Below are 20,300 nucleotides of genomic sequence, written 5' to 3' on the forward strand. Positions count from 1 at the left end.
AGGCTTTGGCGATGAACGCAAGATGTGAACCTGTCTATTTTGGCGATGAATCTAAAAAGATAATCCTGGGTGATGCACTGACCGAACTGCAAAAGCTGTCTTCTGAAAGCGTCGATCTCATTTTTGCCGATCCACCTTATAACATCGGTAAAGATTTTGACGGGATGGTGGAGTCCTGGGATGAAGAGGCTTTTCTGGCGTGGCTGTTTGAGTGCATTGACGAGTGCCATCGCATTCTCAAACCGCACGGCACCATGTACATCATGAACAGTACGGAGAACATGCCGTATATTGACCTCAAATGCCGCCAGCTCTTTACTATCAAGAGCCGTATCGTGTGGTCATACGATAGCTCAGGGGTACAGGCCAAAAATTACTTTGGTTCGATGTATGAACCGATCCTGATGATGGTAAAAGATCAGAAAAACTACACATTTAATCGTGACGATATTCTGGTTGAAGCCAAAACCGGGGCTCAACGCGCGCTAATAGACTACAGAAAAAATCCACCGCAGCCATACAATCAGAAAAAAGTGCCGGGAAATGTCTGGGAGTTCCCACGCGTTCGCTATCTGATGGACGAATACGAAAACCACCCCACCCAGAAACCCAAAGCCCTCCTGGAGCGTATAATTCTGGCATCCTCGAACCCAGATGACAGGGTACTGGATCCGTTTGCCGGCAGCTTCACCACCGGTGCCACCGCCGTGGAATTGGGTCGCAAGTTTGTCGGGATTGAGATCAATGTTGAATACGTAAAAATGGGGCTCAGAAGACTGAGTATCGGTTCTCATTTTTCAGAAATTGAGCTTGCCAAGGTGAAAAAACGTAAGACAAAAAACCTGTCTAAAAAGAGTCGATTGACGGCAAAGAGCGGCGTTCTTTCAACAAAGTAAAGGCATTGTAAGTCTGCTTTTCAGGTTACAGATTTCGTGTATATTCCCTGCACGCTTGGGCATGAATACACAGGGTTTGGTAATGATTCGCAAGTATTGGTGGCTGGTTGTTTTTGCAGTATTCGTTTTTCTTTTTGATGCGCTGCTCATCCAATGGATAGAGCTGATGACAACAGAGCACGATAAGTGCCGGAATATGAACTCAGTGAATCCCCTTAAGCTGGTCAACTGCGTCGACCTCGAATAGCGCCACCAACCCCACTTCAGCAGCCGTCAGGCCTGGCGGCTAAAACTACCCCACCTGACTCTCACTCTGCGCTAATTGCCTTACGCTACCATCTGGGCTTAACATTTTTAATACATTATCAACTAATACTGGCGCTTGTTTATAAAGATCATAACTCATTGGATTAATGAGCCAGTTTTTAACAATGCCACTAAAACTCCCATGAAGAATAATTATTATAACGTCTAAATCAAGGCTGGTTGCGATAAGTCCGTCATCCATACATTTCTGCAAGGCAATGCGCATACCCATATGATTGATACCAATTTTTTCACGAATAGCCTGTTCCGATATCATATCGTTATGGAATTCACATTTATGATATAAAATCTGCATTAATGCCTGCTGGCGAGGATTCTGCGCAATATATTGCAAACCCACAACTAACTTTTCACGCAGTCGCTGTAAAGGATTATCTCCCCAACGGCCAATAAGCTGGTCCTGAATAAGATCGCGCAATGGCGGTTGTTGTAACCATAGTTCATTAAACAATTGCGTCTTGTTTTCAAAATGCCAATACAGCGCCCCCCGCGTCACGCTGGCGGCATCTGCAATGTCGTTTAGCGTCGTATTGCTTACGCCACGTGCGGCAAACTGTACAATCGCTGTTTCTATCAGGTGCTGCCGCGTTTTGAGGGCATCAGCTTTCGTTTTTCTGGCCATGGTTTCAGCTGTCTGAGGTAAGGGTAAGGTAGAGAATGATTAACTTTCTTATCTAATATTTGCTAAACGCAATAAATGTATCACTTAGCATTTATTTAAACGAGCCCTAAAAAATATTATTACTGACTTTGCACACAAATAAACAAAACAAATACCAATAATAAATATATTCATAAACCAAATGCTTATTTCAATTTGTGTTTATCCGCATCATAGTATTGCTATTAACACCTCAATGAAACAACAGTCGATTAATCTCTTTTTGCTTTTACGTGCCGTGAATCGCCCCCATAAATAAGTATTACTTACATCGCTAGCTAATAATTTGTAGGATAGCCAACTATTATTTTCTCTTGTGCGCGTTATCGCCCCTGTGTTACCCGGTTAATAACGAGCGTTCGGTTTTTTAAGGAATTGAAATGACGAAAAATGCCAGGTTTTCACTCCTGCCCTCATTCATCATCGTCTCCGCTGCATTACTCGCCGGTTGTAACGATCAGGGAGAAGCACAAGCTCATCCCGCAGAACCGCAGGTGACTGTCCATGTCGTCGAAAAGGCTCCTTTAGCCGTAACGACCGAATTACCCGGGCGCACAACGGCATTCCGAATTGCAGAAGTCCGTCCCCAGGTCAGCGGGATAGTGCTTAAACGGAATTTCACTGAGGGAAGCGATATTGAAGCCGGACAGTCGCTTTATCAGATCGATCCCGCGACTTACCAGGCCGACTATGACAGCGCCAAAGGTGAACTGGCGAAGAGTGAAGCGGCGGCTGCAATCGCGCATTTAACGGTAAAACGCTATGTGCCATTGGTTGGCACCAAGTACATCAGCCAGCAAGAGTACGATCAGGCAATTGCTGATGCTCGTCAGGCCGATGCCTCCGTGATCGCGGCAAAAGCGGCGGTCGAAGGCGCGCGTATCAATCTGGCCTACACAAAAGTGACATCGCCGATTAGCGGACGCATCGGTAAATCTAACGTCACCGAAGGCGCATTAGTCACGAATGGCCAGGCTACAGAGCTTGCTACCGTTCAACAGCTCGATCCCATTTACGTCGACGTAACACAGTCCAGTAACGACTTTATGCGCCTCAAACAGTCTGTTGAACAAGGGAGTCTGCATAAAGACAGTGCCAGCAGTACAGTCGAACTGGTGATGGAAAATGGTCAGTCATACCCGCTAAAAGGCTCTTTGCAGTTTTCTGATGTGACGGTTGATGAAAGCACCGGATCAATCACCCTCAGAGCCGTGTTCCCAAACCCAGAGCATACGCTGTTGCCGGGCATGTTTGTGCGCGCACGCATTGATGAAGGTGTTCAGCCAAATGCCATTCTCGTTCCGCAGCAGGGGGTAACGCGTACGCCTCGCGGCGATGCCACCGTAATGGTCGTCAATGACAAGAGTCAGGTTGAGTCTCGCGCAGTCGTTGCTGCACAAGCCATTGGCGACAAATGGCTTATCAGCGAAGGCCTGCAACCGGGTGACAAAGTTATCGTGAGCGGCTTACAGAAAGCACGTCCAGGCGTTCAGGTTAAAGCAACCGCCGATACCGAAACTCCTGCCACGAAAGCCCAATAAGGTAACCGGACATGGCTAACTTTTTTATCAGGCGTCCTATCTTTGCCTGGGTACTGGCTATCATTCTGATGATGGCCGGTGCTCTGGCAATCATGCAACTGCCCGTGGCACAGTACCCGACCATTGCGCCTCCTGCGGTCGCCATTTCTGCCACTTATCCTGGTGCAGATGCGCAGACGGTTCAGGATACAGTCACACAGGTTATCGAACAGAATATGAATGGTATCGATAACCTGATGTATATGTCCTCCACCAGCGACTCGGCCGGGAGTGTGACTATTACGCTGACTTTCCAGTCCGGTACCGATCCCGATATCGCGCAAGTACAGGTGCAAAATAAACTGCAGCTCGCCACTCCGTTACTGCCGCAAGAAGTTCAGCAGCAAGGGATCAGCGTCGAGAAATCGAGTAGCAGCTTTTTGATGGTCGCGGGTTTTGTTTCTGACAACCCACAAACCACACAGGATGACATTTCCGACTACGTCGCTTCGAACGTTAAAGACTCAATCAGCCGTCTGAATGGCGTGGGTGACGTGCAGCTGTTTGGTGCACAGTACGCCATGCGCATCTGGCTGGATGCAAACTTATTGAACAAATATCAGCTCACGCCGGTTGATGTGATCAATCAGTTGAAGGTACAGAACGATCAGATTGCCGCAGGTCAGTTAGGGGGGACGCCTGCATTACCTAACCAGCAGTTGAACGCCTCTATCATTGCGCAAACGCGACTGAAAGACCCTGAAGAGTTCGGGAAAGTAACTTTACGCGTGAACAGCGATGGTTCGGTTGTTCACCTGAAAGACGTCGCGCGTATCGAGTTGGGTGGGGAAAACTACAACGTCGTGGCGCGTATTAACGGTAAGCCTGCATCCGGCCTTGGGATCAAGCTGGCAACCGGGGCAAACGCGCTGGATACCGCGAACGCTATCAAAGCCAAGCTGGTTGAACTGCAACCATTCTTCCCGCAGGGAATGAAGGTGGTCTACCCATACGACACGACGCCGTTTGTGACCATCTCCATTCATGAAGTGGTAAAAACGCTGTTTGAAGCGATCGTGCTGGTGTTCCTGGTCATGTATTTGTTCCTGCAAAACATCCGGGCAACGCTCATTCCAACCATCGCTGTCCCCGTCGTATTGTTGGGCACATTCGCCGTACTTGCCGCGTTTGGCTACTCGATAAACACCCTGACGATGTTCGGCATGGTGCTCGCCATCGGTCTATTGGTCGATGATGCGATAGTGGTGGTGGAAAACGTGGAACGCGTGATGATGGAAGATAATCTGCCGCCTAAAGAGGCGACGGAAAAGTCCATGTCACAAATACAGGGGGCACTGGTTGGTATTGCCATGGTGCTGTCTGCGGTATTTATCCCGATGGCCTTCTTTGGCGGTTCAACTGGGGCTATCTATCGGCAGTTCTCCATTACCATCGTTTCCGCCATGGCACTTTCTGTACTGGTAGCGCTGATCCTGACTCCTGCGCTTTGTGCAACATTGTTGAAGCCGGTATCGGCTGAGCATCACGAGAAAAAAAGCGGTTTCTTTGGCTGGTTTAATGCCAAATTCGATCACAGCGTCAATCACTATACCAATAGCGTCAGCGGTATTGTGCGTAAAACAGGGCGTTACCTTGTCGTCTATCTGATCATCGTGATCGGAATGGCGGTTCTGTTTATGCGCCTGCCGACCTCCTTCCTGCCAGAGGAGGATCAGGGTGTGTTTATGACAATGATTCAACTTCCGGCAGGAGCTACGCAAGAGCGCACCCAGAAAGTACTGGATCAGGTTACTCAGTACTACCTGACCAATGAGAAAGCTAACGTCGAAAGCGTCTTCACGGTTAACGGTTTTAGCTTCAGCGGTCAGGGGCAAAACTCAGGTCTGGCATTCGTTAGCCTCAAGCCCTGGAATGAACGTAGCGGCGAGGAAAATAGTGTTGAAGCGGTCATTGCACGCGCCACACGCGCGTTCAGCCAGATCCGCGATGGGTTAGTCTTCCCCTTCAATATGCCCGCTATTGTTGAACTGGGTACCGCAACCGGCTTCGATTTTGAGCTGATCGATCAGGGCGGTCTGGGGCATACGGCGTTGACGCAAGCCCGTAACCAACTACTGGGAATGGTGGCTAAACACCCCGATCTGTTGGTTCGCGTTCGTCCTAACGGACTGGAAGATACTCCGCAGTTTAAGCTGGATGTTGATCAGGAGAAAGCACAGGCACTGGGGGTATCGCTGTCGGATATCAACGAAACTATCTCCGCATCACTGGGCGGCTATTACGTCAATGACTTTATTGACCGCGGTCGTGTGAAAAAAGTGTACGTTCAGGGGGATGCAAAATACCGCATGCTGCCAGCGGACATCAATAATCTGTATATCCGCAGCTCCAATGGCGAAATGGTTCCGTTCTCTGCGTTCAGTGCATCACATTGGATTTATGGTTCACCGCGACTGGAACGTTACAACGGTATGCCATCCATGGAAATACTGGGCGAAGCGGCACCAGGGCGAAGCACTGGTGAAGCAATGGCGCTGATGGAAAGTCTGGCGGAAAAACTGCCGAATGGTATTGGTCATGACTGGACGGGTATGTCTTATCAGGAAAGGCTGTCGGGTAACCAGGCGCCTGCGCTGTATGCCATCTCGTTAATCGTAGTATTCCTTTGCCTTGCCGCATTGTATGAAAGCTGGTCTATTCCTTTCTCGGTGATGCTGGTTGTACCGCTCGGTGTTGTAGGCGCATTGTTAGCAGCATCACTGCGCGGGATGAATAACGATGTGTATTTCCAGGTTGGCTTACTAACCACTATCGGCCTCTCGGCTAAGAACGCCATCCTGATCGTCGAGTTTGCCAAAGACCTGATGGATAAAGAAGGCAAGGGGTTGATTGAAGCGACGCTGGAGGCATCACGTATGCGTCTTCGTCCTATCCTGATGACATCCCTGGCCTTTATTCTGGGGGTTATGCCTCTGGTTATCAGTCACGGAGCAGGTAGTGGTGCACAGAATGCGGTCGGTACAGGTGTTATGGGAGGAATGCTGACCGCAACATTGTTGGCTATCTTCTTCGTCCCCGTCTTCTTTGTTGTCGTAAGACGGCGTTTTAGTCGGCACAACGATTAATTTGTAAAATAAAGGCGTCTACGGACGCCTTTTTTACCTACGATGCTCCTCTTTATTTATTAGTAAGATAGCCATTTATTTCATTTAAACTACCCCTCTAAACTCGCCTACGACCTTTCTTTTTATCCATTATTTTTACAATCCACATGAATTGAGATTATTCCTCATGTCAGTCCTTTTTTAAGAAGTGGTAAAATAATCACCGAGTTCGCAGATGGCTTAGCGTTTGTCTTTGCTTAATTAGCGAAACGCTTATTTTGAGGTAACACCATGAAAAGATTAATATCCGTTGCATTGCTTACCGCATTCCTGGCTGGCTGTGCACACGATTCTCCTTGCGTACCTGTATACGACGATCAGGGGCGCCTGGTTCATACCAATACCTGTATGAAAGGCACTACCCAGGATAACTGGGAAACAGCCGGAGCCATCGCCGGTGGTGCTGCAGCCGTTGCCGGACTAACACTTGGGATTGTCGCCCTGACCAAATAAATCATCTCAAAAGCGCGGTTATTACCGCGCTTTGAGCACTAAGCATAAAATCTACATATAAGACAAAACGTTGCTTAATAGCGACTGACATATAATAAAATTATTATAGATTTCCCTCACACATCCACGATTTAAAATTAGCATTTTTTCTGTTTTTCGTTACACCACAGTTTCTTTTCATTATTCTCACGCCATTAATATTAACGCCAGAAATCGTTATCACGCGTCCTGTCTGATTTTTAAATTTTTTGCGCCGAAATGTGGCTTACGTTTCAATTTTGCACCACTTCAGGGCGCTGCATTTATTTTTTCCTGTCTACACTCTGCATATTGCGTCAAATAATCAGGCGCAAAAAACTGGCACTACCTTTGCTTAAAAGAGTATGGCCAAAACCACAGACAGGTAAAAGACGTTTTCAGAACGTTTCCATAACAATAATTCCTCCACACAGGATGCTCTATGAAAAAGATGATAATCGCCAGCCTGGCTGCGGCCGGCGTGCTGCTTGCTGTTGCAAATCAGGCGCATGCCGGCGCAACACTTGATGCCGTAAAGAAAAAAGGGTTTGTGCAATGTGGGATCAGCGACGGCTTGCCTGGCTTTTCTTACGCCGATGCAAGCGGCAAGTTCTCGGGTATTGATGTTGATGTATGTCGTGGCGTTGCCTCCGCCGTATTTGGCGATGATAGCAAAGTAAAATATACCCCGCTCACCGCCAAGGAACGCTTTACTGCATTACAGTCTGGTGAAGTCGACATGCTCTCTCGTAATACCACGTGGACCTCCTCTCGTGATGCCGGTATGGGTATGTCCTTCACTGGCGTAACGTATTATGACGGCATTGGTTTTCTTACCCACAATAAAGCAGGTCTGAAGAGCGCTAAAGAGCTGGATGGCGCAACGGTCTGTATTCAGGCGGGAACCGATACCGAACTGAACGTGGCCGACTACTTTAAAGCCAACAATATGAAGTACACCCCCGTCACCTTTGACCGCTCGGATGAATCAGCCAAAGCTCTGGAATCTGGACGTTGCGATACGCTGGCTTCCGACCAGTCTCAGTTGTATGCCCTACGCATCAAGCTGAGCAATCCTGCGGAGTGGATCGTCCTGCCAGAAGTTATTTCTAAAGAACCGCTGGGACCTGTCGTACGTCGTGGGGACGATGAGTGGTTCTCCATTGTTCGCTGGACGCTGTTCGCCATGTTGAATGCGGAAGAAATGGGTGTTAACTCGAAAAACGTCGATGAAAAAGCAGCTAATCCAGCAACTCCGGATATGGCTCACCTGTTGGGTAAAGAAGGGGATTATGGCAAGGATCTGAAACTTGATAACAAATGGGCCTACAACATTATCAAGCAGGTTGGTAACTATTCGGAGATCTTTGAACGTAACGTTGGCTCGGAAAGTCCGCTGAAGATCAAACGTGGACAGAACAACCTCTGGAATAACGGTGGCATCCAATATGCGCCACCGGTGCGCTAATGCGTAGTGATGTAACGGGCGCCGCAACTGCGGCGCTCAGCCCAGAGTCATAGTTACTGAGGTTTTCTTATGTTCCATCGCCGCTCAACCATAAAAGGATCGTTATCCTTTTCTAACCCTGCGGTCCGCGCCTGGTTATTTCAAATACTCGCCGTCATTGCGGTTATCAGCATTGCGGTCTATCTCATTCATAACACGATAAATAACCTGAACAATAGCGGTATTACCTCGGGGTTTTCTTTTCTCGATCGCAGTGCCGGATTTGGTATTGTCCAGCATCTGATTGATTACGAGCAAGGCGATACGTATGGCCGTGTCTTTGTGGTCGGCCTGCTCAATACACTATTAGTTTCTGCATTGTGTATTGTTTTCGCATCAATTCTCGGTTTCTTTCTCGGACTGGCACGCCTGTCAGATAACTGGTTATTGCGAAAACTCTCGACGATCTACATCGAAACGTTCCGCAATATACCGCCGCTGCTGCAGATCTTCTTCTGGTATTTCGCTGTATTACGTAACCTGCCCGGCCCACGCCAGGCTGTTAACGCACTGGATTTGATGTTCCTGAGTAACCGGGGGCTCTATATACCGGCCCCACAAATGGGAGAAGGTTTTTTTGCCTTTTGCACCGCTGTCGTTATCGCTATCGTCGTCACCATCGGATTATTTCGATTCAACAGAATGCATCAGACCAAAACCGGCCAGCTACGTCGGACCTGGCCCACGGCTCTGGCGTTGGTCGTACTTTTACCGGTGATTTCACAGTGGATGTTTGGCGCTGCGCTTCACTGGGATATTCCCGCGCTTCGTGGTTTTAACTTCCGTGGCGGTATGGTGCTTATTCCCGAACTGGCGGCACTGACTCTGGCGCTTTCGGTGTACACCTCGGCATTTATTGCAGAAATTATTCGGGCGGGAATTCAGGCCGTTCCTTATGGCCAACATGAAGCCGCACGCTCGCTGGGCCTGCCAAATCCGGTGACGCTACGCCAGGTAATCATCCCACAGGCGCTACGCGTCATCATTCCCCCACTGACCAGCCAGTACCTGAATATCGTCAAGAATTCTTCTCTTGCGGCCGCCATTGGCTATCCGGACATGGTTTCACTGTTTGCCGGCACGGTACTCAATCAAACAGGGCAAGCCATTGAAACGATCGCCATCACCATGTCGGTATACCTGATCATTAGTCTGAGTATTTCTTTGCTGATGAATATTTATAACCGCCGTATTGCACTGATTGAGCGCTAAGGAGCCATGATGACAAAAGCCCTGCTGTCTCACCCCTCACGCCAGCGCAGTAATCCGGCAAGCCGCAGCCTACTCTGGGTGCGTAAAAACCTGTTCTCCAGTTGGTCAAATAGCCTGCTCACCCTACTATGCATATGGCTGATTTGGTCATTTCTTCCGCCACTGTTGAACTGGGTATTCTTTCAGGCCAACTGGGTCGGTTCAACCCGAGCAGACTGCACCAAAGCCGGAGCCTGCTGGGTGTTCATTCATGAACGCTTTGGGCAATTCATGTATGGACTTTATCCCCACGATCAGCGCTGGCGTGTAAATCTGGCCCTGATAATTGGTTTGCTGTCTATCGTTCCCATGTTCTTGAAAACAATCCCGCATCGTGGCCGCTATATCGCCGTCTGGGCCGTCGTTTATCCAGTGGTGGTTTGGTGGCTGATGTACGGGGGTTTTTTCGGGCTGGAGCGCGTAGAAACCCGGCAGTGGGGTGGATTAACACTGACGCTAATTATCGCATCCGTGGGGATTGCAGGCGCGCTTCCATGGGGCATTTTACTGGCGCTGGGACGTCGTTCCAATATGCCAGTCGTGCGGGTTTTATCCGTCATTTTCATTGAGTTCTGGCGCGGTGTGCCGTTGATTACCGTTCTGTTTATGTCCTCGGTCATGCTTCCTCTGTTTATGTCCGAAGGAACCAGTATCGACAAGCTTATCCGGGCCCTGGTCGGCGTTATTCTTTTCCAGTCGGCCTATGTCGCAGAAGTGGTTCGCGGAGGGTTACAAGCCCTACCAAAAGGTCAGTATGAAGCCGCTGAATCACTGGCGTTAGGATACTGGAAAACTCAGGGGCTGGTCATTCTTCCGCAAGCCCTCAAGCTGGTTATCCCTGGCCTGGTTAACACGATTATCGCCCTGTTCAAGGATACCAGTCTGGTCATTATCATCGGTCTGTTTGATCTCTTCAGTAGCGTGCAGCAAGCAACTGTGGACCCTGCGTGGCTGGGTATGTCGACAGAAGGATATGTTTTCGCTGCACTGATTTACTGGATCTTCTGTTTCAGTATGTCGCGTTACAGCCAACATCTGGAAAAACGTTTTAACACCGGGCGTACACCGCACTGAGGAATTTATGAGCCAATTATTAATGCCGTCTACCGACGCGATGATTACGCTGGAAAACGTCAACAAATGGTACGGACAGTTTCACGTCCTGAAAAACATCAACCTGAAGGTAAAACAGGGAGAGCGCATCGTATTATGCGGGCCTTCCGGTTCGGGTAAATCGACAACTATCCGCTGTATTAACCATCTGGAAGAGCATCAACAAGGACGCATTGTGGTGGATGGGATTGAACTCAATGAAGACATCCGCAATATTGAGCGCGTCCGACAAGAAGTTGGCATGGTCTTTCAGCACTTTAATCTCTTTCCTCATTTAACTGTCCTACAAAACTGCACACTGGCGCCTATCTGGGTGCAAAAGATGCCGAAAAAAGAGGCTGAAGTACTGGCAATGCACTACCTCGAGCGGGTCCGCATTGCCGAACATGCGCATAAATATCCCGGGCAAATCTCTGGTGGACAACAACAGCGCGTGGCCATTGCACGCTCGCTGTGTATGAAACCCAAAATCATGTTATTTGATGAACCCACATCAGCGTTGGATCCTGAAATGGTAAAAGAAGTGCTGGATACCATGATAGGTCTGGCACAATCGGGCATGACCATGCTATGTGTAACCCATGAAATGGGCTTTGCCCGCACAGTAGCTGACCGGGTGATCTTTATGGATCTTGGCGAGATTGTGGAACAGGCACCACCGGATGAGTTTTTTGCTCACCCCAAATCTGAACGCACTCGTGCGTTTTTATCGCAGGTTATTCATTAAATTTCAACGAACTGAAAGCAAAAAGGCCACCCTAATGGATGGCCTTTTTGCTGATTTGATGCCTGGCAGTTTATGGCGGGCGTCCTGCCCGCCACCCTCCGGGCCGTTGCTGCGCAACGTTCAAATCCGCTCCCGGCGGATTTGTCCTCCTCAGGAGAGCGCTCGCCGACAAACAACAGATAAAACAAAAGGCCCGGTCTTTCGACCGGGCCTTTCGCTTTTATTTGATGTCTGGCAGTTCCCTACTCTCGCATGGGGAGACCCCACACTACCATCGGCGCTACGGCGTTTCACTTCTGAGTTCGGCATGGGGTCAGGTGGGACCACCGCGCTACAGCCGCCAGGCAAATTCTGTTTATCAGACCGCTTTATGCGTTCTGATGTAATCTGTATCAAGCTGAATGTCGTCTCTTCGCCAAAACATCTTCGGCGTTGTAAGGTTAAGCCTCACGGTTCATTAGTATCGGTTAGCTCAACGTATCGCTACGCTTACACACCCGACCTATCAACGTCGTCGTCTTCAACGTTCCTTCAGGAGACTTAAAGTCTCAGGGAGAACTCATCTCGGGGCAAGTTTCGTGCTTAGATGCTTTCAGCACTTATCTCTTCCGCATTTAGCTACCGGGCAATGCCATTGGCATGACAACCCGAACACCAGTGATGCGTCCACTCCGGTCCTCTCGTACTAGGAGCAGCCCCCCTCAATTCTCCAGCGCCCACGGCAGATAGGGACCGAACTGTCTCACGACGTTCTAAACCCAGCTCGCGTACCACTTTAAATGGCGAACAGCCATACCCTTGGGACCTACTTCAGCCCCAGGATGTGATGAGCCGACATCGAGGTGCCAAACACCGCCGTCGATATGAACTCTTGGGCGGTATCAGCCTGTTATCCCCGGAGTACCTTTTATCCGTTGAGCGATGGCCCTTCCATTCAGAACCACCGGATCACTAAGACCTGCTTTCGCACCTGCTCGAGCCGTCACTCTCGCAGTCAAGCTAGCTTATGCCTTTGCACTAACCTCCTGATGTCCGACCAGGATTAGCTAACCTTCGTGCTCCTCCGTTACTCTTTAGGAGGAGACCGCCCCAGTCAAACTACCCACCAGACACTGTCCGCAACCCGGATAACGGGTCCACGTTAGAACACCAGCCATTAAAGGGTGGTATTTCAAGGATGGCTCCATGCAGACTGGCGTCCACACTTCAAAGCCTCCCACCTATCCTACACATCAAGGACCAGTGTTCAGTGTCAAGCTATAGTAAAGGTTCACGGGGTCTTTCCGTCTTGCCGCGGGTACACTGCATCTTCACAGCGAGTTCAATTTCACTGAGTCTCGGGTGGAGACAGCCTGGCCATCATTACGCCATTCGTGCAGGTCGGAACTTACCCGACAAGGAATTTCGCTACCTTAGGACCGTTATAGTTACGGCCGCCGTTTACCGGGGCTTCGATCAAGAGCTTCTCCTTACGGATAACCCCATCAATTAACCTTCCGGCACCGGGCAGGCGTCACACCGTATACGTCCACTTTCGTGTTTGCACAGTGCTGTGTTTTTAATAAACAGTTGCAGCCAGCTGGTATCTTCGACTGATTTCAGCTCCACGGGTAAACCGCTTCACCTACATATCAGCGTGCCTTCTCCCGAAGTTACGGCACCATTTTGCCTAGTTCCTTCACCCGAGTTCTCTCAAGCGCCTTGGTATTCTCTACCTGACCACCTGTGTCGGTTTGGGGTACGATTTCGTGTTACCTGATGCTTAGAGGCTTTTCCTGGAAGCAGGGCATTTGTTACTTCAGCACCGTAGTGCCTCGTCATCACACCTCAGCGTTAAAAGGTACCGGATTTACCTGGAACCTCCGCCTACATGCTTAAACCGGGACAACCGTCGCCCGGCTAACATAGCCTTCTCCGTCCCCCCTTCGCAGTAACACCAAGTACAGGAATATTAACCTGTTTCCCATCGACTACGCCTTTCGGCCTCGCCTTAGGGGTCGACTCACCCTGCCCCGATTAACGTTGGACAGGAACCCTTGGTCTTCCGGCGTGCGGGTTTTTCACCCGCATTATCGTTACTTATGTCAGCATTCGCACTTCTGATACCTCCAGCATGCCTCACAGCACACCTTCAACGGCTTACAGAACGCTCCCCTACCCAACAACACATAGTGTCGCTGCCGCAGCTTCGGTGCATGGTTTAGCCCCGTTACATCTTCCGCGCAGGCCGACTCGACCAGTGAGCTATTACGCTTTCTTTAAATGATGGCTGCTTCTAAGCCAACATCCTGGCTGTCTGTGCCTTCCCACATCGTTTCCCACTTAACCATGACTTTGGGACCTTAGCTGGCGGTCTGGGTTGTTTCCCTCTTCACGACGGACGTTAGCACCCGCCGTGTGTCTCCCGTGATAACATTCTTCGGTATTCGCAGTTTGCATCGGGTTGGTAAGTCGGGATGACCCCCTAGCCGAAACAGTGCTCTACCCCCGAAGATGAATTCACGAGGCGCTACCTAAATAGCTTTCGGGGAGAACCAGCTATCTCCCGGTTTGATTGGCCTTTCACCCCCAGCCACAAGTCATCCGCTAATTTTTCAACATTAGTCGGTTCGGTCCTCCAGTTAGTGTTACCCAACCTTCAACCTGCCCATGGCTAGATCACCGGGTTTCGGGTCTATACCCTGCAACTTAACGCCCAGTTAAGACTCGGTTTCCCTTCGGCTCCCCTATACGGTTAACCTTGCTACAGAATATAAGTCGCTGACCCATTATACAAAAGGTACGCAGTCACCCCATAAAGAGGCTCCCACTGCTTGTACGTACACGGTTTCAGGTTCTTTTTCACTCCCCTCGCCGGGGTTCTTTTCGCCTTTCCCTCACGGTACTGGTTCACTATCGGTCAGTCAGGAGTATTTAGCCTTGGAGGATGGTCCCCCCATATTCAGACAGGATACCACGTGTCCCGCCCTACTCTTCGAGTTCACAACCTGTGCATTTTGGTGTACGGGACTATCACCCTGTACCGTCGGACTTTCCAGACCGTTCCACTAACACACAAGCTGATTCAGACTCTGGGCTGCTCCCCGTTCGCTCGCCGCTACTGGGGGAATCTCGGTTGATTTCTTTTCCTCGGGGTACTTAGATGTTTCAGTTCCCCCGGTTCGCTTCATTACGCTATGTATTCACGTAATGATAGTGTGTCGAAACACACTGGGTTTCCCCATTCGGAAATCGCCGGTTATAACGGTTCATATCACCTTACCGACGCTTATCGCAGATTAGCACGTCCTTCATCGCCTCTGACTGCCAGGGCATCCACCGTGTACGCTTAGTCGCTTAACCTCACAACCCGAAGATGTTTCGTAAAACACCATCGTGTTGCGAAAATTTGAGAGACTCGAACACACCGCTTTTCATTTCTTATTACGGAGAAATGAAACAGTGTGTCGTTTCAATTTTCAGCTTGATCCAGATTTTTAAAGAGCAAAACTTCGCAGTGAACCTTTTCAGGTACACTCTGAAGTTTTCTTGTGTTTTTGCAGTAAAGATGGTGGAGCTATGCGGGATCGAACCGCAGACCTCCTGCGTGCAAGGCAGGCGCTCTCCCAGCTGAGCTATAACCCCATCGTAAATGCTAATCTCTGTACCCTAATTCGTTTCCTGGCAAGGCGCGGTGGTGCGAAGCATACTGAAGTATGCGAGCATCGCCGTAACACAGCACGGAGGCGAATTTGGTAGGCCTGAGTGGACTTGAACCACCGACCTCACCCTTATCAGGGGTGCGCTCTAACCACCTGAGCTACAAGCCTGCAGAGATTTTCTTACTGCTAATTTTCATCAGACAATCTGTGTGAGCACTACAAAGAACGTTTCTTTAAGGTAAGGAGGTGATCCAACCGCAGGTTCCCCTACGGTTACCTTGTTACGACTTCACCCCAGTCATGAATCACAAAGTGGTAAGCGCCCTCCCGAAGGTTAAGCTACCTACTTCTTTTGCAACCCACTCCCATGGTGTGACGGGCGGTGTGTACAAGGCCCGGGAACGTATTCACCGTGGCATTCTGATCCACGATTACTAGCGATTCCGACTTCATGGAGTCGAGTTGCAGACTCCAATCCGGACTACGACATACTTTATGAGGTCCGCTTGCTCTCGCGAGGTCGCTTCTCTTTGTATATGCCATTGTAGCACGTGTGTAGCCCTACTCGTAAGGGCCATGATGACTTGACGTCATCCCCACCTTCCTCCAGTTTATCACTGGCAGTCTCCTTTGAGTTCCCGACCGAATCGCTGGCAACAAAGGATAAGGGTTGCGCTCGTTGCGGGACTTAACCCAACATTTCACAACACGAGCTGACGACAGCCATGCAGCACCTGTCTCAGAGTTCCCGAAGGCACCAAAGCATCTCTGCTAAGTTCTCTGGATGTCAAGAGTAGGTAAGGTTCTTCGCGTTGCATCGAATTAAACCACATGCTCCACCGCTTGTGCGGGCCCCCGTCAATTCATTTGAGTTTTAACCTTGCGGCCGTACTCCCCAGGCGGTCGACTTAACGCGTTAGCTCCGGAAGCCACGCCTCAAGGGCACAACCTCCAAGTCGACATCGTTTACGGCGTGGACTACCAGGGTATCTAATCCTGTTTGCTCCCCACGCTTTCGCACCTGAGCGTCAGTCTTTGTCCAGGGGGCCGCCTTCGCCACCGGTATTCCTCCAGATCTCTACGCATTTCACCGCTACACCTGGAATTCTACCCCCCTCTACAAGACTCTAGCCTGCCAGTTTCGGATGCAGTTCCCAGGTTGAGCCCGGGGATTTCACATCCGACTTGACAGACCGCCTGCGTGCGCTTTACGCCCAGTAATTCCGATTAACGCTTGCACCCTCCGTATTACCGCGGCTGCTGGCACGGAGTTAGCCGGTGCTTCTTCTGCGAGTAACGTCAATCGTTGCGGTTATTAACCACAACGCCTTCCTCCTCGCTGAAAGTACTTTACAACCCGAAGGCCTTCTTCATACACGCGGCATGGCTGCATCAGGCTTGCGCCCATTGTGCAATATTCCCCACTGCTGCCTCCCGTAGGAGTCTGGACCGTGTCTCAGTTCCAGTGTGGCTGGTCATCCTCTCAGACCAGCTAGGGATCGTCGCCTAGGTGAGCCGTTACCCCACCTACTAGCTAATCCCATCTGGGCACATCCGATGGCAAGAGGCCCGAAGGTCCCCCTCTTTGGTCTTGCGACGTTATGCGGTATTAGCTACCGTTTCCAGTAGTTATCCCCCTCCATCGGGCAGTTTCCCAGACATTACTCACCCGTCCGCCACTCGTCACCCAAGGAGCAAGCTCCTCTGTGCTACCGTTCGACTTGCATGTGTTAGGCCTGCCGCCAGCGTTCAATCTGAGCCATGATCAAACTCTTCAATTTAAGTTTGATGCTCGTGAATTAAACTTCGTAATGAATTACGTATGTTCACTCAGAGACTTGGTATTCATTTTTCGTCTTGCGACGTTAAGAATCCGTATCTTCGAGTGCCCACACAGATTGTCTGATAAATTGTTAAAGAGCAGTTGCGACGCGCTTTAGCGCTCTGTCGCGAGGTGGCGTATATTACGCTTTCCTCTTTCAGAGTCAACCCTCATTTTCAGGTTTTTCTCTTCAACCGAACCGGCTGTTTGCGTGAAGTGATTCACATCCGCCGTGTCGATGGAGGCGCATTATAGGGATCCCATTTTTTAGCACAAGTATTTTTTGGATCTTTTTTTCTGAATGCTTGTTTTTCACTCCTTTCGCTACATTCCTGCGCAATTTGACTGATTTTTGATAGCTAAACCACTTGCACAGTCTCAATAATCCAACCAAAGTCTTCATTACTGCTCTATTTTCGTTGAGGTAAACATGTCTGATGTATTGCGTCCTTATAAGGATCTTTTCCCACAGATCGGAAATCGCGTGATGATCGACACCAGTAGTGTCGTCATTGGTGATGCTCGTTTAGCTGATGATGTCGGAATTTGGCCACTGGTTGCCATTCGTGGCGACGTTAACTATGTACAAATTGGTGCCCGTACAAACATCCAGGACGGCAGCGTTCTCCATGTCACGCACAAATCCACGTCTAATCCGCAGGGTAATCCACTGATCGTGGGTGAGGACGTTACGGTTGGTCATAAAGTCATGCTACACGGCTGTATCATTGGCAACCGTGTATTAGTCGGCATGGGATCGATTCTGCTGGATGGCGTAGTCGTAGAAGACGACGTTATGATTGGGGCTGGTAGCCTGGTTCCACAAAACAAGCGCCTGGAAAGCGGATATCTGTACCTGGGAAGCCCGGTTAAGCAAATCCGTCCATTAAGCGATGAAGAGAAAGCAGGCTTACAATATTCAGCTAACAACTATGTTAAGTGGAAAGACGAGTATTTAAGTCAGAGTAACCACACCCAACCTTGAGCATCTTCCTGCTGGGCCTGGATCAATGCTTCAGCTTCTTCTTCCAGATCCCAGCGATGCTGTTGAAATATTTCCAACCACTGCTCAGGCGTGTCGCCGCCAAAGCGGGACGCCATAATCTCTCCAGATATGGCACATGTTAACTGCATACCATGAACCATCGCTGGAAACACAACGGCGTAAACATCCGCGCACCATTCTTCCCGATCGGGAAACTGGATCGCCTGATTCATGCCGACAATTCCTGTTGCATGCTTTTTATGACAGGCTCCACCTGTGGCAAAACGCCATGCCAAAGTAAAACTGCATGCGCAGCCTGCCCCACCAGCATCCCCAGGCCATCGGCATAATGTTTCGCCCCATGCGAAACACACCAGGAAAGAAACGGTGTGTTCCCTTTCTGATAAAACATGTCATAACAATAGACCGAAGGGTGGATAAGAGATGCTGGAATAGCTGGTATCTCACCGCTCATTCCGCTGGATGTGGCATTGATGATCAAATCAAAACTGCAATTTTCAAGATCGTCCATTCCCACCGCCTGCACGCTACCGGTGTGGGAGAAGATTTGTGCCAGTTCTTCAGCACGCGAAGCGGTACGGTTAACAATAGTCACCGCACAATCCATAGAAAGAAGAGGTAATAAAACTCCACGGGATGCACCACCCGCACCAATCAGCAGAACTCGCGATCCGGGATGAATGAAAGATAAACGCTCAAGATCGCTTAATAAGCCGATACCATCCGTGTTGTCTCCCAGTAAACGCCCATCCTCCAGCCGTTTAAGGGTGTTGACCGCTCCAGCAAGCGATGCCCGCTCCGTTAGTTCATCAGCACGTGCAAACGCCTCTTCTTTAAAAGGCACAGTGACATTTGCCCCCTTCCCGCCCTCAGCAAAAAAAGCGTTCAGTGTATTCACAAAATCATTGATGGGCGCCAGTACACGCCCATAGGAATGATCAATCTTCAACTGCTCTGCAAATTGCTGATGAATAAAGGGCGATTTACTGTGCGCTATCGGATTACCAAAAACAGCATAGGCTTCTTTCATATTACCCCTGTCGAAACTGTTCACCCGTCAGAGCATCACGGATCTCCGAAGGATTCAAACGGCCTGCGGTCTCCCCCTCAACCACAGGAAAGTCTGTACCAAACTGCGCACGGACTTCCTCAACCGTTCTGCAAGGCGGTAAGCCACTCAGATTAGCACTGGTAGAGACTAATGGTTTGCCATAAGCCTGGCACAATGCAACCACCAGCGGATGATCGGTGACACGCACGGCCAGCGAGTCAAAACGACCGGTCAACCAACGAGGCGTAGTCGCGGGCGCCGGGAAAACGAAAGTAACAGGCCCAGGCCAGCGGGCGAACACAGCCTCACGTTGGGCCTCGGTGAGCATGCTATCGTCGATATAGGGTTTAAGCTGGTCAAAGCTTGCCGCAATCAAAATTAAACCTTTATCGACTGGGCGTTGTTTTAACTCTAACAGACGGGTAACAGCCGTTTCGCTGTCGGGATCGCAACCGACACCGAAAACAGCTTCAGTTGGATAGGCGATGACTTTTTCTTGTTTCAGAACCGCTATCGCCGCAGCGATAGCGTCTGTGGGCAGGTTATTATTCACTTTTTTATTCCGCCGAAATCGGCTTTCCACATTGTTTACTGGCACAGAAATGCTTCACACCCTGTGCGGTTTTCTTTTCGATGAGAAGCGGATAATGACACTCAGGACATTCTCCGGATAACGGTTTGAAGTTAATGACAAACTGGCACTCCGGATAGCGATCGCAGGAGTAGAAGGTTTTGCCATAACGGGAACGCCGCTGGACAAGATGACCAGTCTGGCATTGAGGACAGACTATTGCTGTTTCATCAGGCTTATCGATGAGCTCGGTGTGATCGCACGCAGGATAGTCACTGCATCCAATGAACATACCGAATCGTCCCTGTCTCAGCACCAGCTCAGCGCCACATGCAGGACAAAGCTTACCCTCCAGAACTTTGACAATATGTCCGTCCGCGGAAGATTTCAGCGGACGGATGTAATCGCATTCTGGATAGTGTGAACAACCGAGAAACGGACCGTGTTTCCCGGAACGAATAACCAATTCAGCCCCGCATTGTGGGCAGGGCTCATTTTTACGCACCGTGAACAGTGCTGATTTAGCCATAACAACTCATACTGAATGAAGA

15 protein-coding genes, 2 tRNA genes and 3 rRNA genes are annotated in these 20,300 nt (G+C 49.8%); 10 read left to right on the top strand and 10 right to left on the bottom strand.

Going from position 1 to position 20,300, the window contains the following annotated elements:
- Positions 1 to 11 precede the first annotated feature (11 nt).
- Positions 12 to 896, top strand: a complete 885-nt coding sequence (gene yhdJ / locus SK34_RS09310) for an adenine-specific DNA-methyltransferase (protein ID WP_048232891.1) — start codon at positions 12 to 14, stop codon at positions 894 to 896.
- Positions 897 to 978: 82 nt separating this feature from the next.
- Positions 979 to 1,143, top strand: a complete 165-nt coding sequence (locus tag SK34_RS23675; protein WP_003025279.1) for a DUF2556 family protein — start codon at positions 979 to 981, stop codon at positions 1,141 to 1,143.
- A 45-nt stretch (positions 1,144 to 1,188) separates the two neighbouring features.
- On the opposite strand, the gene envR is transcribed toward SK34_RS23675, so the two are convergent.
- Entirely contained in the window at positions 1,189 to 1,845 is a 657-nt protein-coding gene (envR, locus tag SK34_RS09320; RefSeq protein WP_048232894.1) for an acrEF/envCD operon transcriptional regulator, read from the bottom strand.
- Positions 1,846 to 2,264: 419 nt separating this feature from the next.
- Between envR and SK34_RS09325 the strand changes: the two genes are divergently transcribed.
- The 7 genes from SK34_RS09325 (at position 2,265) to SK34_RS09355 (ending at position 11,658) form a co-directional block, all read left to right on the top strand.
- Positions 2,265 to 3,425, top strand: a complete 1,161-nt coding sequence (locus SK34_RS09325; RefSeq protein WP_048232896.1) for an efflux RND transporter periplasmic adaptor subunit — start codon at positions 2,265 to 2,267, stop codon at positions 3,423 to 3,425.
- A gap of 11 nt (positions 3,426 to 3,436) precedes the next feature.
- The gene (locus tag SK34_RS09330; protein WP_003839869.1) at positions 3,437 to 6,550 is read left to right on the top strand and encodes an efflux RND transporter permease subunit; all 3,114 of its coding nucleotides are present in this window, start codon (positions 3,437 to 3,439) and stop codon (positions 6,548 to 6,550) included.
- A 270-nt stretch (positions 6,551 to 6,820) separates the two neighbouring features.
- Positions 6,821 to 7,042 (top strand): lipoprotein, encoded by a 222-nt coding sequence (locus tag SK34_RS09335; RefSeq protein ID WP_003025292.1) that lies wholly within the window; start codon positions 6,821 to 6,823, stop codon positions 7,040 to 7,042.
- 460 nt (positions 7,043 to 7,502) lie between these two features.
- Positions 7,503 to 8,528 carry an amino acid ABC transporter substrate-binding protein gene (locus SK34_RS09340; protein ID WP_003025295.1) on the top strand — a complete coding sequence of 342 codons (1,026 nt, stop codon included), beginning with the start codon at positions 7,503 to 7,505 and terminating at the stop codon, positions 8,526 to 8,528.
- A 69-nt stretch (positions 8,529 to 8,597) separates the two neighbouring features.
- The gene (locus SK34_RS09345; RefSeq protein WP_032938248.1) at positions 8,598 to 9,779 is read left to right on the top strand and encodes an amino acid ABC transporter permease; all 1,182 of its coding nucleotides are present in this window, start codon (positions 8,598 to 8,600) and stop codon (positions 9,777 to 9,779) included.
- Positions 9,780 to 9,788: 9 nt separating this feature from the next.
- The gene (locus SK34_RS09350) at positions 9,789 to 10,892 is read left to right on the top strand and encodes an amino acid ABC transporter permease (protein WP_044714568.1); all 1,104 of its coding nucleotides are present in this window, start codon (positions 9,789 to 9,791) and stop codon (positions 10,890 to 10,892) included.
- Positions 10,893 to 10,899: 7 nt separating this feature from the next.
- Positions 10,900 to 11,658 (top strand): amino acid ABC transporter ATP-binding protein, encoded by a 759-nt coding sequence (locus tag SK34_RS09355; RefSeq protein ID WP_003025300.1) that lies wholly within the window; start codon positions 10,900 to 10,902, stop codon positions 11,656 to 11,658.
- A 229-nt stretch (positions 11,659 to 11,887) separates the two neighbouring features.
- On the opposite strand, the gene rrf is transcribed toward SK34_RS09355, so the two are convergent.
- The 5 genes from rrf to SK34_RS09385 form a co-directional block, all read right to left on the bottom strand.
- Positions 11,888 to 12,003: ribosomal RNA gene (gene rrf / locus SK34_RS09365) — 5S ribosomal RNA — on the bottom strand.
- A 91-nt stretch (positions 12,004 to 12,094) separates the two neighbouring features.
- Positions 12,095 to 15,000, bottom strand: a 23S ribosomal RNA gene (locus SK34_RS09370).
- A 206-nt stretch (positions 15,001 to 15,206) separates the two neighbouring features.
- Positions 15,207 to 15,282: transfer RNA gene (locus SK34_RS09375), tRNA-Ala, on the bottom strand.
- A gap of 108 nt (positions 15,283 to 15,390) precedes the next feature.
- A tRNA-Ile gene (locus SK34_RS09380) sits at positions 15,391 to 15,467 on the bottom strand.
- Between the two features lie 71 nt (positions 15,468 to 15,538).
- A 16S ribosomal RNA gene (locus SK34_RS09385) occupies positions 15,539 to 17,080 on the bottom strand.
- The 16S, 23S and 5S rRNA genes sit together here with 2 tRNA genes alongside, the layout of an rRNA operon.
- Positions 17,081 to 17,551: 471 nt before the next feature.
- Between SK34_RS09385 and SK34_RS09400 the strand changes: the two genes are divergently transcribed.
- On the top strand, positions 17,552 to 18,106 hold the full coding sequence (locus SK34_RS09400) for a gamma carbonic anhydrase family protein (protein WP_003031171.1): 555 nt from the start codon (positions 17,552 to 17,554) through the stop codon (positions 18,104 to 18,106).
- On the opposite strand, the gene SK34_RS09405 is transcribed toward SK34_RS09400, so the two are convergent.
- From SK34_RS09405 to SK34_RS09420, 4 genes are read right to left on the bottom strand one after another with little or no spacing between them, the layout of a single operon-like run.
- Entirely contained in the window at positions 18,082 to 18,339 is a 258-nt protein-coding gene (locus tag SK34_RS09405; RefSeq protein ID WP_048232900.1) for a DUF1488 family protein, read from the bottom strand. The two genes, SK34_RS09400 and SK34_RS09405, sit on opposite strands and share 25 nt — an antisense overlap.
- A complete protein-coding gene (aroE, locus tag SK34_RS09410) occupies positions 18,336 to 19,157 on the bottom strand; it encodes a shikimate dehydrogenase (protein ID WP_003842160.1) in 822 nt (273 codons plus the stop codon). Before aroE ends, SK34_RS09405 begins: the two co-directional genes overlap by 4 nt.
- Position 19,158: 1 nt before the next feature.
- On the bottom strand, positions 19,159 to 19,731 hold the full coding sequence (gene tsaC / locus SK34_RS09415) for an L-threonylcarbamoyladenylate synthase type 1 TsaC (RefSeq protein ID WP_048232902.1): 573 nt from the start codon (positions 19,729 to 19,731) through the stop codon (positions 19,159 to 19,161).
- A 4-nt stretch (positions 19,732 to 19,735) separates the two neighbouring features.
- Positions 19,736 to 20,278, bottom strand: coding sequence for a DNA topoisomerase family protein (locus SK34_RS09420; protein WP_003842156.1), 543 nt, complete (start codon positions 20,276 to 20,278; stop codon positions 19,736 to 19,738).
- Positions 20,279 to 20,300 lie beyond the last annotated feature (22 nt).

Origin of the sequence: Citrobacter sp. MGH104 (genome assembly GCF_001034485.1) — a bacterium.
GTDB classification, from domain to species: Bacteria; Pseudomonadota; Gammaproteobacteria; order Enterobacterales; family Enterobacteriaceae; genus Citrobacter; species Citrobacter freundii.

Coding starts and splice junctions, on each gene's coding strand:
- yhdJ (WP_048232891.1), top strand. CDS start 12: ATGAACGCAAGATGTGAACCTGTCTATTTTGGCGATGAATCTAAAAAG.
- SK34_RS23675 (WP_003025279.1), top strand. CDS start 979: ATGATTCGCAAGTATTGGTGGCTGGTTGTTTTTGCAGTATTCGTTTTT.
- envR (WP_048232894.1), bottom strand. CDS start 1,845: ATGGCCAGAAAAACGAAAGCTGATGCCCTCAAAACGCGGCAGCACCTG.
- SK34_RS09325 (WP_048232896.1), top strand. CDS start 2,265: ATGACGAAAAATGCCAGGTTTTCACTCCTGCCCTCATTCATCATCGTC.
- SK34_RS09330 (WP_003839869.1), top strand. CDS start 3,437: ATGGCTAACTTTTTTATCAGGCGTCCTATCTTTGCCTGGGTACTGGCT.
- SK34_RS09335 (WP_003025292.1), top strand. CDS start 6,821: ATGAAAAGATTAATATCCGTTGCATTGCTTACCGCATTCCTGGCTGGC.
- SK34_RS09340 (WP_003025295.1), top strand. CDS start 7,503: ATGAAAAAGATGATAATCGCCAGCCTGGCTGCGGCCGGCGTGCTGCTT.
- SK34_RS09345 (WP_032938248.1), top strand. CDS start 8,598: ATGTTCCATCGCCGCTCAACCATAAAAGGATCGTTATCCTTTTCTAAC.
- SK34_RS09350 (WP_044714568.1), top strand. CDS start 9,789: ATGACAAAAGCCCTGCTGTCTCACCCCTCACGCCAGCGCAGTAATCCG.
- SK34_RS09355 (WP_003025300.1), top strand. CDS start 10,900: ATGAGCCAATTATTAATGCCGTCTACCGACGCGATGATTACGCTGGAA.
- SK34_RS09400 (WP_003031171.1), top strand. CDS start 17,552: ATGTCTGATGTATTGCGTCCTTATAAGGATCTTTTCCCACAGATCGGA.
- SK34_RS09405 (WP_048232900.1), bottom strand. CDS start 18,339: ATGAATCAGGCGATCCAGTTTCCCGATCGGGAAGAATGGTGCGCGGAT.
- aroE (WP_003842160.1), bottom strand. CDS start 19,157: ATGAAAGAAGCCTATGCTGTTTTTGGTAATCCGATAGCGCACAGTAAA.
- SK34_RS09420 (WP_003842156.1), bottom strand. CDS start 20,278: ATGGCTAAATCAGCACTGTTCACGGTGCGTAAAAATGAGCCCTGCCCA.